Here is a 14,547-nt window from a genome sequence, read left to right as displayed (position 1 = left end):
TAAAGGAAAATTACCTATTTTTTTAATGTTAGAATTACACTAATTCATGTTAGAAGGGAATTATTATGGGAAAAAAGCAAACAAATCAACACTTTTCCCATAACGGGGAAAGAACTATGGAAAATGACGTACTCTCACCAAAAGTAAAAAAAATAGCTCGCGATGATGTTGAAATTAAGGTTCACTACGTTGATTCCTTAGGTAAAGAAATCTCTAAGCCAGTTACCATAAAGGGACATTATCTAGATAAGTTAGATATTCCTTGGCAAGAAATACCTGGGTATGTTTTGTCATCTGTTACTAACTTCCAACAGACATTTATTCCTAATTCCGATGGAATCTACTTAGTTTATGCTAGTCAACTATCAGCTCCTGTTATTGTTTATCATCGCAATACTGATGGTAATCTAATTGCTGATCCACAATACCTTGAAGGTGAATTGAATCGTCAATTTGATTCACATCCACTTCAAGAAGCTGATCACTTTTTAGTACATTCGCCTAAAGAACCACACGGTCAATTTACTAACAAAGTTCAAGAACAAGAATATGTTTATAATGTTTTGCCAGTTAGAGAATTCAAAATCAAAAAAAATCTCTACATTCGAACTAAAGACAATGTCAATGTTTTTAGTGAGCCAACTAGTAAAGTACCTTTAGACAAACCTTTACCTTTTGGAACAGATTGGAAAGTCTATCGTGCTGTTCAAGAAACATATAATAGTACAATCTGGTACAACTTGGGTGGTAACACTTGGATTCCAAATTCTGAAAGAATCATGACTAGAATTATCCAACAACCAACATCTCAACAAGAAATGTTAAGAAGCCCTCTAAGTGAAACTGCTAGTAACATCAGCTATACTTATTCAGTTATCGACAGTATGAATATTAATCGTTCAGTTAAAATACTCTATTATTCTGATCAGTTTGTCACTGCTTGGAAAACACCCTATGGTGATATGGATAATCAACGTTATCAAGGTGGCCAATTTGTTTTTGTCAAAACGCTTGTCCAATTAGACAATTACAGTGTTTGGGCTCAATTAGACGATGGTTATTATATTGAAAGTAAATATTTAAATCTATAAAACCAAAGAGACAGTTAATTCAAAATTGAATTAGCTGTCTCTTTTATATTCCCAGTTGTTTAATAATTAGGATCATTTAATATTTGATAGTATCTTTGAGCCTCACTCATTAATTCACTATCACTTATACGGAAAACTCCATCAACAATGAATGGTTTAAGAACTTTCATTCTTGTATATTTTGCCGTACGCGTCATAGGAAATAAATATTCATTTATAGTATGGCCCTGTTTTCCACCAACTCGATACTCTTCTTCACTGGCCCCCACTGTTACCGCCAGCATTAATTCCTTACCATCTAAGGCATGACCGTATGCCCAACCGTGTTCCAAAACCAAATCTTGCCATTTCTTTAACAAAGATGGGCCACTGAACCAGTACATTGGAAATTTCCACACAATTTGGATGTAAGCTGATTCCTGAGACAACTTTTAAGAGAGGGTATAATGAATAAATCGTCTCTCAAAAGGAAGGAATTTTTACATGCCAACTCGTTACGACAGAGAATTCAAACAAAACATCATCAACCTATATAAGCAAGGCGAATCAGCTGCCCAACTGGCCAGAGAATATGGCATTGGCTATTCAACCGTTCATAAGTGGATCCAGGGCCAAGCCAAAACTCAATCCGGTAAATCGCCAGACGAAATTAAAGCGATGGAAAAGCGGCTGGCTTCCCTGTCTGAGGAGAACGAAATCCTAAAAAAAGCCCTGGGCTTCCTTGCGCAGAAGTAACCAATATTTTTGATTACATTCACCAAGAAAGCCATCACCACCAGGTAACTAAGATGTGCCGAATCCTCGGTGTTTCCAGAGCTCAGTATTATCGTTATCGATCCCCAAAGCCTTCAAAACGCCGGGCCGAAGATGCGGACTTAAAACAACGGATTCTGCGGATCTTTGCGGAATTTAAGCAGCGATACGGTGTTATGAAGATCCACCATGAATTGAATCTGGAACTTCAACCACTGCAGCGTCGGTGCAGCCCAAGACGGATTTCCCGGCTCATGAAGGAACTGGATATCCACTCCGTTACCGTCAATAAATGGAAAGCGGCTTCGGCTTCCAAAACCAAGGTTGAACAGCGTCCCAACTTGCTTAAGCAGGATTTCTCGACCACTGGTTTAAATCAAAAATGGACCGCTGATATGACCTATATTCAAACGAAGCGTAATGGCTGGTGTTACTTATCAACCATCATGGATCTGCACTCAAGACGAATTATCGGCTATTCATTCTCAAAAAAGATGGATACTGATTTAGTCTTAAAGACCCTGGAAAGCGCGGTTAAAAATCGAACCATTACTGGGGACCTGATTATCCACACAGACTTAGGATCACAGTACACCAGCGATGATTACAACCAACGGTTAACAGAACTACATATCCGCCACTCTTACAGCCGTAAGGGGTGTCCATACGATAATGCACCAATGGAATCTTTTCATGCTTCCCTCAAAAAGGAATGTGTTTATCCAGTGCCGGTCTTTGAGAATTATGAAACTGCCGCTGCTGTCCTTTTTGAATATGTGCATGCTTTCTACAATAGGAAGAGAATTCATAGTTCACTGGGCTACCAGACCCCCTTACAAGTTGAAATCGCAACACTTGCGAGCCAAATGGCCGCCTGATTTAATGCTTTCCAGGGTTCAAATAAGTTATTAATCACGATTAATGATTTATTTGAGCTGTGGAAGGTAAACGCGGTTCTGAATGTCTCTTAAAACCTGTCTCAAATATTGACTTCAATCCAATTCTATCAGTCTTAGTTAATGCATTCTGTTCAGCTTTAACATCGATATTACCATCAGGATAAAGTGTATAAATATCTCGTACTTCAATATCTGTATCTTTTATTAAAGCTGCATTGGCTCGTGACTCTTTCAAGTTAGGATGAAATAAAAAAATTGTTGTTTTCATATTAATTTGCCTTTTCTATCATTTGATACTGTAAAATTCCGTAGGAAGAAGCCCATTTATCTTCTAGATAAAATGAAGTATTGAATTGCCATAAATTAGGAACTGTTTTTATATGATTTGTTTTCGCATAATTATGCATACTCACTAATCCTGTCATAATACCTGCATTATTATTTTTCACCTTAATCACAAGATATCTTCCTGATGGTTTTACAAGCTGTGGAAGTGCATACCCATCATCATTGAAACTAGTTTGAATGAAACGGAAACTAGCATTTCTATATTCTTGATGTGAAGATAGATCCAAATTTGTTAAAAAACCACCATTCCCAGAAATCAGTAATTTATTATCCGTCAGTTCTTTACTAAAATTTGTATAATTAATCGCCATTTCTTTTGGAGCACACGCTTCTAACATATCTGAACAAAAAAAGCGTTCCGCATTGCATGTTAATATTTGAGGATGATTAAATGTCAAAAATACCCTTGATTCTTGTAAATCATTAATTCTATTTTGAATTGCGGCAAATGCATTTTGTAGATTTCCTATTTCATCTTTCAATTTACTAGCCGATTCATTTAAGATACCCACAAGTTTTTCTTTATCTTTATCATTCAATAGACTATTTATCTGATTAAGAGAAAGTCCTGATTTTCTTAAAGATGTTATTAGTTCAAACAGATATACTTGATTGTATTCATAATAGCGATAACCATTGGACGCGGTGATTGCAGGCTTAAAAAGGCCTTTTTCATCATAAAAGATTAATGTTCTTCTAGTCGTATGCACCAATTGAGCAAATTCCATTGTTTTTAACATTTGATCTCCTCTCTTTCTATAACACATAGGTTAAACCTTAACGTTACGTTAAGGTCAATAAAATATTTTTTTTATACAAAAAGGTCAGTGTAGAAACCATATTTAAATGGTTATTACACTGACCTTCCTTACTTCTCAAACGTACTAACTTAAATTAATTCTTCAGTTTTATGTTGATTAATAGTTCTTTTCTTCATTTGAATATAAACAAAATTTGTTACCAATCCGACTAAAGCTACCGCAATAGCTACATAGAAAGCTTTAGTAAAATCCCCCTCCATTGTTAGCTACCATATTAACAGCTACTTTAGGTGCAAAGAAAGCAGCCGCAGAATCCCCGACGAACACAATGCTTACCTACCTTTTACAGTATTTTAAGATTCCATATCTTTCAAAGCATTATTTGCAGCAATACGTCCAAATGTAAAAATGTCACTCAATGAATTACCACCAAGACGGTTACCAGCATGAATTCCCCCAGCAACTTCACCAGCGGCATACAAACCGGGAATAATCTTTTCATCTTGGTTAATAACATGAGCATCTGTATCAATCTTCAAACCACCCATTGTGTGGTGAACAGCTGGTTTTCTAGGTGTAGCGTAGAATGGTGCTTTTTCAACTTTCAAATCAAAGGCACTCTTATGGAATTCTGGATCTTCTCCAGCATCAACATAAGAATTGTAATCATTAATAGTCTTAACAAAAGTAGCTGGATCCATGCCCACTTGTTTAGCCAAACCCTCCAAGGTATCATCACGATACAAAGTGCCTTGTTCAACTTGCTTGTCAATTTGAGCTTGGCTTGTATTATAGGCCGTTTCTTTAATTGCGTCGTCAGCAATCAAATAGAACAAACTACCATTATCAATCGCAGCCTTAGTCAATTCATCACGACTACCATATTCGTTAACAAAACGTTTACCTTTTTGATTTACCATCACAAAATTCTGTGGTGGTACTTGTAAACCACTGAAGAGTTCTCCAGTTTCTGGATCAGATACCGGCATCATTTGAGAGAAACCCATGCCAACTAATTCAGCGCCGGCGCTTTGGCCTAAACGAATTCCATCACCAGTAATAGCCGGAGAATTAGTTGTTTTAATATTGTCATCAATATTAGACCAGTAAGTATTGTACTTCTTCAACATCTTCGTATTAGCACCAAAACCACCTGAAGCTAAAACTACTGCCTTTGCATGTACAATAATCTTTTTACCATCAGAACTACGAGCAATGATACCTTTAACTTGACCATCTTCGATAATCAATTCTTTAGCTGCAGTATCTGTCATGATTTGTCCGTCATTACTCTCAAGATACTTCTTCAAAGCTTCAATAAAAGCAAATCCTTGACTACCAAGTGGCTTATGTCCACGTCTCCATAGAGCTCCAACTGGCATTGTCACTTGAGTCTTATCAAATTTAACCCCAATATCTTCAAGCCATTTAACTGACTCTAGGGCATGATCTGTTAATTCTTTTACTAAATCATATTGACCATAAATCTTGTTACCCTGTAGATCAGTTCTCTTTCCACCAAGATAAGTTTGAATACGGTGTAAAAGTTTAGAATCAAAAAGATAAGCTTTCTTATCTTCATTTTCCTTAAGATATTCATTAATTTGTTTCTTCAAGGCTTTAAAATCAGCTAGATATTCGACATCAATCGTTTTTTCATCAATTTCAGAGATTTCTTTTAGCGTGTGACGTTCACCAGTAATCTCTTCAAATTTATTTTGCCATTCTGGATCGGCAGCATTCATTGGTCCACCAGCACGAACAGTGTTTCCACCAATAGCTGGGAATTTTTCAAGGACAATTGCCTTTTTACCTTGCTGAATCGTTCTAGCAGCAGCTGTTAATCCGGCACCACCAGCACCGACGACGACAACATCAGTTTGATATTCAACGACATTTTGTTTATTAGGACCATTTGATTTCTTACGTTTTTTCAAAATATCAGGATTTGCTCCGGCCATTTTGACAGCTTTGGCAACACCATCAACCACTCCACGACTAGTGATAGATGCACCAGAAACAACGTCGACATTTAAAGTCTGTCCATCAATAATTTGTTGAGGGATACGTTTGAAAGCAACATCAGCGATACCTTGAGTTTCACTAGAAGTATCGATATCAATCTTTTCAATACGGTCATCTGACAAAGTAACTTCCATTGGTAAGTCACCATTATGACCAACTGCAGTAACCTTGAAAGTTCCCGGTTCATAAGTAATATCTTCCGGAATATTCATTTGAGCGATAATATCGGAAAATTTCATAAACTTAGCAAAACAACTATCTAAGAAATCAATTGTACGTTGAGATTTCAAATCACCTTTATTGTCAAAAGCATCTTGAGCTTTACCCAACAAAAATTCGGAACCTGGCATGACACTGGCATTAACCCCCGGAGCATCCAGAACTTGACGCAAGTGTAATTGAGCTCTAGACGAACCTTGAATATTGTATGAAGCACCAACAATCATTACTGCTTTACCATCTAGAGGATGTAAATTAAATGATAGCCATTCAATAATGCTTTTCAAAGCGGCCGGAATAGAGTGATTGTGTTCTGGTGTGGCAATAATAACTCCATCACTAGCTTCAATTTTTCGATTGAATTCTTGAATAATCGGACTATCAGATTGATCCTTAGATTCATTGAACATGGGAACATCTTTTAATTCGAGAATTTCAATTTCTGCCTTACTAGCAAAATGCTTCTGCATGAATTGTAAAAGCATTCTGTTATATGACTTTTTGGCATTAGTACCAACAATTCCAATAAATTTCATTTACATATCCTCCCCATTTGCAACTTGTTTCCAAGAAAATTGCTTACTGATCTCAAAGAATTTACTATTAGCCGTCAATTTTTCAGTTAACTTAACGAAAGAAAGAAATTCTGTAAAATCATTATCCAGTTCTTTAGCTTTATCTTCGTAGACCATATTTCCATTATCATCAAAAGCTTCCAAAGCTCTTCCTAACAAATATTCCACATTAGGCATGATTAAAGCTTTAAGTTCCGGTGCTTCAAGGATCTGACGTAAATGAGCTTGAGCACGTGATGTTCCAAGAGCCCCTAACGAAGCTCCGATAATCATAACCGGTTTATTGATCAATGGACGAGTTGTGTAAGATAACCACTCGATGGCATTTTTCAGAACAGCTGGGATAGAATGATCATATTCAGGTGTAGCAAAAATTACACCATCACTAGCTGCAATTTTATCTGACAGCACTTGAACAGCTTGAGGTGCAGTCTTATCCTCCGGTTCATCAAAAACAGGAATCTCATCAATTTCACAAATTTCAATTTCTGCTTGTTCACTATAATGTTGCTTCATATACTGTAATAAACGACGATTGGTTGACTCTGAAGAATTAGTTCCTACGATTCCAACTAATTTCATAACAAATCTCCTCACAATTGTGTAAGGGTACACAATTAACTTTTTTAAATTAAATTATTTAGTAAGTAGTCAGAATGGTACTATTTAATAGTAAAAACTACCCACTAATTTTAGGTTAAATATCTTTTCCTATAAGGTTAGTCTAAGGTATACTTGTGAATTTGTGAAATATTTATTTAATTATTAAGCTATAAGTAAATAGCTATAAGTTAGGAATGACAGTCTATGCCAAAAACTGATTCTCTAAATATGCTCCGTTTTTTGGACACTTTGTTAAAACATGGTAATTATACAAAGGCAGCCAAAGATCTTTATATTTCTCAACCTTACTTAACGCAAACAATTCAAAATGCTGAAAAAGAATTGGGAATTGAAATTATTAATCGTAAATCCTCCCCTTTGCAATTAACCGATGCTGGAAGAATTTACTATCAATATTTGAATTCCCTTGAGACCGAAAAAAGTAACTTTCAAAAACAAATTCTTAAATATTCTTCTCCCAATAAAACAGTCATTCATTTAGGAGTCCTGTCTAGTTTGGGGACTTATTTGTTACCGCTTTTTATGAGAAAATACTTATCCACTCACCCTGAAGTCAAGATTGAACTCCATGAAGATATTCCTGAAACTAATGAGAAAAAACTTTTAAACGGTGAAATTGATTTTCTTCTGGGACAAAACCCAGAAACTATCTCGCCCAGATTAACTGTATACAATCGTGGAACTCACGGTTATTTTGTTATTATTCCTAAGACTTCTCAATTTTTTCAACAAGGAAAGAAATCTTTGGAACCAAATTCAATTTCAATCAAGAACTTATTAAAGGAGAAGCTTGTTTTAACCACCCATGGTTCTGCAATCCGACGCCAAGTTGATTACTTACTGGAAAAATACAAAGTAAATTCAAATATCATTTTGGAAAGTAGCAACATCTTTACCACCGCTAAACTCGCCACCAGCGGTTTGGGAGTGACTCTATTGCCCGAAAGTATTTATATCACTCCTAATAGCGATGAATATAATATCTACCCTCTACCACAAAGTATCATTTCACTTGATTATTTTATTGCCTATCAAGCGGATCGAACTTTGAATCAGGATGAACAAGATTTAGTCGACTCTTTCCTTAATAATATTCAAGAAAGTATCGATCAAGATCCTACATTATTGTAAATAAAAAGATAAAACTCCTTTTTACAGGTTCTTGCTCAAAGTCGGTTAATATTCCCATCTTTTTTAAATTTAAAATATAAAAATAACAGCGTCCATTTAGAATAAGCGTATATTACGTTTCTAAATGGACGCTGTTTTAAATTTTGGAATCATTTGAAATAAACAATAAAGATATTGTTTAATTTTTTATCCTCTGACAAATTTTTTCAACAAATTCATCGGCCATACCTTTTAGAAAAACACTATTTTATATGCTTACAACCTTCAATCTATAAAATATTGCCCAAAGCAAAGATCAATGGAATTGTAACTAAAGATAAAATGGTCGACAAACTCATAGCTGAAATAGCCGGTGCAGTATCATCATGAACCTGCAAAGTAAAGAGCACTACTAGTCCTGCTACTGGACAAGCGGCCATTACGATGGTTGTATAAAAAGCAATACCAGTGACACCAACTAAACGTAAAATAATGATTGCCAAAATTGGGAACAATAAATTTCGGAAAAGAATTGTCAGTCCAATTTCTTTGTTTAACATATCCTTGGTGAACTTAATATTGGCCAAACTATTTCCAATCACAATCATCGACAATGGCGTATTCACTGAGCCGATATCTTTAATGATTTGATTAGGAATACTTGGAATTTGTACTGAAAAAACAAAGAAGATTGCGCCAACGATAATAGCAATAATATTAGGATTTAATAAAACTTGTTTCCAATTAGTTCTTTCAGATGTACCACTGTCATTATTTTTGAATAATGATACTCCTTGCGTCCAACTAAAAATATTAAAAGCCGCCAATGAAACTACCGCAAAAAAAACACCTTTAGAACCAAATAAGGAACTGATCAAGGGAATTCCCATAAATCCGGCATTAGAATAAATACTACCGTATTGAGCAATTCTGCTTAAATTACGATTCTTTAAATGTCCAAAAACCAATTTAGCGATAACTATTTCAACCAAATACAGTAGAATGACTCCCCCAGCTGCCAGCAAAAATTGTTTAATTCGATCATTTGAGTAAGGCTGTTCAAATGCATTAATAATTAAACATGGTGAAACAATATATAATAAAACATTTGTTAAATCATTTGATGTTTGTGCATGCATAAATTTTAATTTATTAATTAAAACCCCTACTAACATTAAACAAAACATCAAAATGATTTGATTAATTAGTTGTCCAATATTCATTATTTTTCCCTCTAGTAATACTTTAACCAAAGTTTCATGCCAAAACAACACAGCAAAGAAGCATCTATTCAAGATACGAATAGATGCTTCTTTATTTTGAATTATTTTCTTCGACGACCAGTGGCTGGATATCCTAATTCTTCACGATACTTTGCTACAGTTCTACGGGCAATCTTTAGGTTGTCCTCTATTAATAAGTTAGAAATTTTTTGATCGCTCAAAGGTTTCTTCTTGTCTTCATTATCTAAAATGTCTTTAATTTTTGCCTTAACTTGATCGACGGATTTATCATCTTCACCTACATTTACTTTGCTTCTACGTGAGAAGAATTTCTTCAATTCGAAAATCCCAAAATCGGTTTGAATATATTTTCCGTTGATAGTTCTACTTACAGTTGATTCACTCAATTGTAATTTTTGAGCAACATCCCTTATCAAAAGTGGCTCTAGCGCATTAGTCTCTTGCATAAAGAACTTATACTGTGCTTTCACAATACATTTACCAATAATGGAAATTGTCTCAATTCGGCGTTGCAAATTATAACTCAATGACTTGTATTGATTATATTTTTCATAAATATATTTTTTAACATCTTCATCAGTAGATTGTGCCAGACGATCATAAGTCTCCTCAGCAAAAACAATCTGTGGCTGACCATATTTAGTCACTGATAAAGTTAATTTATCTTTATTTTTCTTAATTCTCAACTCAGGAACAACATATTGTTCATTTTGAGAAGTATATCTTTGACCCGGATTAGCCGTCAATGATTGAATAAAATCAACGTTCCTTTGTAGTTCTTCATTTGATAACTTTAATTTACGTTTTAATTGTTTCCACTCATGTTTAGCCAACATTTCAAAATTATCACTCAACATCGACATGACAGCAGGATTAGCATTATCCGCCTCAGCTTGCAAATACAAACATTCCTGCAAATTTCTAGCACCAATCCCAGGAGGATCAAGTTGATGCAGAAGTGTTTTAGCATCTAGCAACATAATCGGCGTAATATCTTTAAGTTCAGCCATAATTTCCTTATCTGACATTGTTAAATAACCATTAGGATCCAATTGTTCAATTAAATAAACAACTAAATCACGTAATGGTGTCTTACGCATTGTTAGTTGGACTTGATCCAAAAGATACTCAAATAACGACTGTTGATCATCTTTTATTTGATAAGAAGCTTGATTATTATTTTCAACAAAAGGCATATCCAAATCAACATGTACGTCAAAAAGTGGATTTTCCAAACTCTGCTCGTTTAAATATTCAGCTAATTCGATAGCGTCTGATTGTAATACTAAAATTGACTGTCTCATTCCCTGAGTTAGAGACAAACCTTGAACCTGCTTTTGGTTCAAATTCTGCTTTAGTTCCATTAAGTTCACGCTCCTTCCGTTATTTTATTCAAAAATTATTAGAATACTTTTTTAGTCAAATATAATAACTAATATAATGATAGCGCTTTTTTAGATATTTGTATTTACTCAAATCAACTTTATTTTTCCGATTGGCGATTTAAATCAATAAATGAACTTAAACCACTAGTATTCAAACGAATCAACCGATTTCTAAACTCATTTCTATCCAACTGTACCAACCCACTATTGTATAAACGAAATATCATCAAAGTATTACGAATAAAAAAACTAGCACAAATATAAGAGTCTAATTGAGAAGTCCCATATTGTTCTTGAATTGCTTGAGCAAACCCTTCAGCAACTTTAGCCTCAACCTTCCTAGACAAAAAACTATAATCCATTGACGTCATCATAAAAGTATAGAATTCACGCGATTGTTGAAAAAAATCAAATACTCTATCAAAGATATAACCAGGTTTAGCAAGGCTTTCCTTTAATGGTTGCCCAGTAATTAATGTTAGTAATTTATCCGCAATTTCGTCTACAACAGTATTAGAAAAATCGTCAATGGAATCGTAATGTAGATAAAATGTCTTACGATTGATCCCGGCAGTTTCCGTTAATTTTTTAACTGTGATATTGCGATAACTAGTATTCCTAGCGATTTCCCTAAAAGCAGTCTGTAAAACCTGATTAGTTTTCTGTACTCTACGATCAATTTTAACCATTTAATTTCTCCTTTTTAAGATAATACACACATTGTGTATTTATGTTGTGGAAATGATATATGTATATGTTTATTATTTAAGCCACAGTTGAGTATTAATTCATGCCAACTATAACATATTTTCTAAAAGAGGTAAGTCAAATGATTAAAGAGGAATGGAAATATCTGCTAAAACACAAGTTAATGATTATCGTCTTTGCGGTTATGATCTTTATCCCATCCATCTACTCCGTTACTTTTCTTAAGTCCATGTGGGACCCATATGGACAATTAAAAAATTTACCAGTTGCTGTCGTCAACAACGATAAATCTGTAAATTATCAAGGTACAGAACTAAAAGTTGGAAAAGACCTTACTAAAAAGCTCAAAAATTCTAAAAATATGAATTTTCATATACTTGATTCAAAACAACAAGCACAGAAAGGCTTAAGTGATGGCAAATACTACATGGTCATTACCATCCCTAAAAATTTTTCTCAAAACGCTACTACATTATTAAATAAAAAACCTAAAAAAATGGTATTACACTATGAAACTAGTGCCGGACATAATTTCACGGCTTCCAAAATGACCACTTCGGCCGCCCAACAAGCTGCTCAAGGTGTCTCTGAACAAGTGACTAAAACCTATTCAAAGACAATGTTTCAAGCTCTCAAGCAGGTTTCTCAGGGTATGGATAAAGCCGCCAAAGGAAGCCAGAAGTTATCAACCGGTGGACAAAAATTAGAGAATGCCAACTCTGAACTCACAAATGGTCTTAATACTTTAGCTACTAGTTCTTTAACGTTCAGTGATGGATCCAACGCTCTCAAACAAGGCTTAAATCAATATATTTCTGGAGTTAATCAAGTCGCATCAGGGAGTCAGGCCCTATCTAATGGTATACATCAGTTGAACGATAAATCCTCAACTTTAACCAATGGTGTTAATCGGTTAGCAACTGGTAGCAGTGCTTTAACATCAGGATTGCAGGATTATACCAACGGCGTAACTAGTTTGAATACTGCTAGCAATAGTTTGCATTCTGGTTCACAGGCCCTAAATAGCGGAACAAATACTTTGACTACAAGCTCTCAAACTTTGAATTCAGGATTAAACCAATTACACTCAGCCAGCCAAGAGTTAACAGATAACTTACAAAAAGTCAGTGACAATCTGGATAGCACTACTCAAGTTGAAGGCTCAATTAAAAATCTCAAAGCCCAACTGGCCAACAATAATAGTCAACAGGCCAGTGCTATTAAGAACGATCTAACTTCTTTACAAGAAGCCATCAAAACTCAAACTGACTCAAATAATCAGACAAGCCAAAAAATTTCTCAAATAGCCGATCAACAGGGACTTTCTGCCACACAAAAATCCGCTATTCTTGATGCAGTAAATTCTTCAAATAATAGTAACTTAAATCAAATTACTGATACTCTATCCAAAGATTTAACCACCCTTATGACTAGTCAAGAGGATGCCCTATCACAATTAGATAATCTCTCAAATAGCAGTAGTGATTTATCAACCATCATCACCCAATTAACAGCTGGTTCTCAACAACTTACAACACAGTTGCAAAATGCCTCATCTGGAATGACTCAGTTAAGCAATGGTATCAGCAAATTAAATACTAACACCAATCAATTAACACATGGTACTGAACAATTGAATGCCGGTATCAGTCAACTAGCAGACAATAGTTCTACTTTAAATACTGGTGCTTCCAGCCTTAATAACGGTATTGATGAACTAAATGGGCAAATGCCAACTTTGAAATCAGGTGTTAACCAATTAGCAACCGGAGCCGACTCCCTCAATTCTGGAATCAATCAATTAGTTACTAATGGTTCAACTCTAACTAACGGCGCTACTCAACTAGCTTCAGGTGCACAGCAAATAAATAATGGTTCTGAAAAATTAGCTGACGGCTCCAGTCAAATGGGCAGTGGCTTACGACAAGTAACTTCGGGTAATAATACTTTAAACAAGGAATTAATCGCCGGAGCTAAAAAATCCAATATCAAGGCAACTAATTTAACTTATGATCAAGTCGCTAAACCAACTACAACTAAACATAAAGAAAGAGATACCGCTCCAAACAATGGTACCGGAATGGCTCCTTATATGTTATCTGTTTCTCTATTCGTTGGTGCTTTAGCTTTCAATTTAATGTTTGATATCTATACACCTAGAAAGTTTCCACGTACAGGTGTTAGTTGGTGGGCAAGCAAAGCTACTATAACTGGTGCTTTCGTTCTTCTAGAAGCGATTGCGGTCTTCTTGTTGCTCAGTGCTATCGACGGCTTAGCTCCAGTTCGTCCTTTTACTACGCTAGTAATGCTTGTTCTAACGGGACTAACTTTTATGTCCATTGTTCATTGGCTCAATCTAGTTCTTGGTAAAGTTGGTTCATTCCTCAGCATGATTCTCCTAGTCTTCCAACTTGGCGGATCTGCCGGAACTTACCCAATTCAATTATCTAATAAATTCTTCGAGTCAATTCATCCTTGGTTGCCAATGTCTTACAGCGTTGATGGCTTAAGACAAACATTAATGATTGGTGATTCCGCCACATCCGATATGCTGACACTTTTGGCAATCACCTTACTATTTTCACTTCTCAGCATTCTTTTCTTTGTCAGAAGAAGAACTCACATCTCCGAAATTGACTACACTAAAGAAGCTGCTGAACATTCAATTGTTTAACTAATTAATAATAAAGTCTTTAAATCAATAGATAAAATGTCTAAAGATTCGAAGACTTTTTTCTTGTTTTTTAATAATTGGTATATATAAAATACGCTATTTTATCAGTACAAAATAATAAATGGTCTTAT

At 35.0% G+C, this 14,547-nt stretch carries 14 protein-coding genes; 5 read left to right on the top strand and 9 right to left on the bottom strand.

All coding sequences use genetic code 11. The annotated features are described in order from the left end of the window. The first annotated feature begins 116 nt into the window (after positions 1–116). Positions 117–1,091: a MucBP domain-containing protein gene (locus ACI6PB_RS03275; protein ID WP_227005263.1), complete on the top strand. Its 975-nt coding sequence runs from the start codon at positions 117–119 to the stop codon at positions 1,089–1,091. 59 nt (positions 1,092–1,150) lie between these two features. On the opposite strand, the gene ACI6PB_RS03270 is transcribed toward ACI6PB_RS03275, so the two are convergent. After that, complete coding sequence (locus ACI6PB_RS03270; RefSeq protein WP_404327759.1) at positions 1,151–1,489, bottom strand: NAD(P)H-dependent oxidoreductase; 339 nt, start codon at positions 1,487–1,489, stop codon at positions 1,151–1,153. 85 nt (positions 1,490–1,574) lie between these two features. Here ACI6PB_RS03270 and ACI6PB_RS03265 point away from each other — a divergent pair, with 85 nt between their 5' ends. Together ACI6PB_RS03265 and ACI6PB_RS03260 are read left to right on the top strand one after the other, a co-directional pair. Continuing rightward, positions 1,575–1,826, top strand: coding sequence for a transposase (locus ACI6PB_RS03265; protein WP_404327631.1), 252 nt, complete (start codon positions 1,575–1,577; stop codon positions 1,824–1,826). Positions 1,827–1,831: 5 nt separating this feature from the next. Continuing rightward, complete coding sequence (locus ACI6PB_RS03260) at positions 1,832–2,722, top strand: IS3 family transposase (protein ID WP_309511209.1); 891 nt, start codon at positions 1,832–1,834, stop codon at positions 2,720–2,722. 40 nt (positions 2,723–2,762) lie between these two features. Here the strand turns inward: ACI6PB_RS03260 and ACI6PB_RS03255 are convergent, their stop codons facing one another. From ACI6PB_RS03255 to ACI6PB_RS03235, 5 genes are all read right to left on the bottom strand, one after another. After that, the gene (locus ACI6PB_RS03255; protein WP_404327758.1) at positions 2,763–3,011 is read right to left on the bottom strand and encodes a hypothetical protein; all 249 of its coding nucleotides are present in this window, start codon (positions 3,009–3,011) and stop codon (positions 2,763–2,765) included. 1 nt (position 3,012) lies between these two features. Continuing rightward, positions 3,013–3,831 (bottom strand): MerR family transcriptional regulator, encoded by an 819-nt coding sequence (locus ACI6PB_RS03250; RefSeq protein WP_404327757.1) that lies wholly within the window; start codon positions 3,829–3,831, stop codon positions 3,013–3,015. A gap of 149 nt (positions 3,832–3,980) precedes the next feature. Then, entirely contained in the window at positions 3,981–4,112 is a 132-nt protein-coding gene (locus tag ACI6PB_RS03245; protein WP_264372418.1) for a hypothetical protein, read from the bottom strand. A gap of 93 nt (positions 4,113–4,205) precedes the next feature. Beyond that, positions 4,206–6,632 carry a flavocytochrome c gene (locus tag ACI6PB_RS03240; RefSeq protein WP_025084904.1) on the bottom strand — a complete coding sequence of 809 codons (2,427 nt, stop codon included), beginning with the start codon at positions 6,630–6,632 and terminating at the stop codon, positions 4,206–4,208. Further along, the gene (locus ACI6PB_RS03235) at positions 6,633–7,253 is read right to left on the bottom strand and encodes an NADPH-dependent FMN reductase (RefSeq protein WP_025084903.1); all 621 of its coding nucleotides are present in this window, start codon (positions 7,251–7,253) and stop codon (positions 6,633–6,635) included. Between the two features lie 225 nt (positions 7,254–7,478). Between ACI6PB_RS03235 and ACI6PB_RS03230 the strand changes: the two genes are divergently transcribed. Then, entirely contained in the window at positions 7,479–8,426 is a 948-nt protein-coding gene (locus tag ACI6PB_RS03230; RefSeq protein WP_025084902.1) for a LysR family transcriptional regulator, read from the top strand. Between the two features lie 269 nt (positions 8,427–8,695). Here ACI6PB_RS03230 and ACI6PB_RS03225 read toward each other — a convergent pair whose 3' ends face one another. From ACI6PB_RS03225 to ACI6PB_RS03215, 3 genes are all read right to left on the bottom strand, one after another. Continuing rightward, complete coding sequence (locus tag ACI6PB_RS03225) at positions 8,696–9,628, bottom strand: AEC family transporter (RefSeq protein ID WP_309511176.1); 933 nt, start codon at positions 9,626–9,628, stop codon at positions 8,696–8,698. Positions 9,629–9,729: 101 nt separating this feature from the next. Then, entirely contained in the window at positions 9,730–11,013 is a 1,284-nt protein-coding gene (gene rpoN / locus ACI6PB_RS03220; RefSeq protein ID WP_034543964.1) for an RNA polymerase factor sigma-54, read from the bottom strand. A 119-nt stretch (positions 11,014–11,132) separates the two neighbouring features. After that, positions 11,133–11,723: a TetR/AcrR family transcriptional regulator gene (locus ACI6PB_RS03215; RefSeq protein WP_025084897.1), complete on the bottom strand. Its 591-nt coding sequence runs from the start codon at positions 11,721–11,723 to the stop codon at positions 11,133–11,135. 140 nt (positions 11,724–11,863) lie between these two features. On the opposite strand from ACI6PB_RS03215, the gene ACI6PB_RS03210 reads away from it, so the two are divergent. Next, entirely contained in the window at positions 11,864–14,416 is a 2,553-nt protein-coding gene (locus ACI6PB_RS03210; protein WP_404327756.1) for a YhgE/Pip family protein, read from the top strand. Positions 14,417–14,547: the final 131 nt, after the last annotated feature.

Source organism: Companilactobacillus paralimentarius (genome assembly GCF_963227125.1).
Classification (GTDB): domain Bacteria; phylum Bacillota; class Bacilli; order Lactobacillales; family Lactobacillaceae; genus Companilactobacillus; species Companilactobacillus paralimentarius.
The sequence above is the reverse complement of the archived record's forward strand: the minus strand, read 5'-3'. Positions and strand labels throughout refer to the sequence as shown.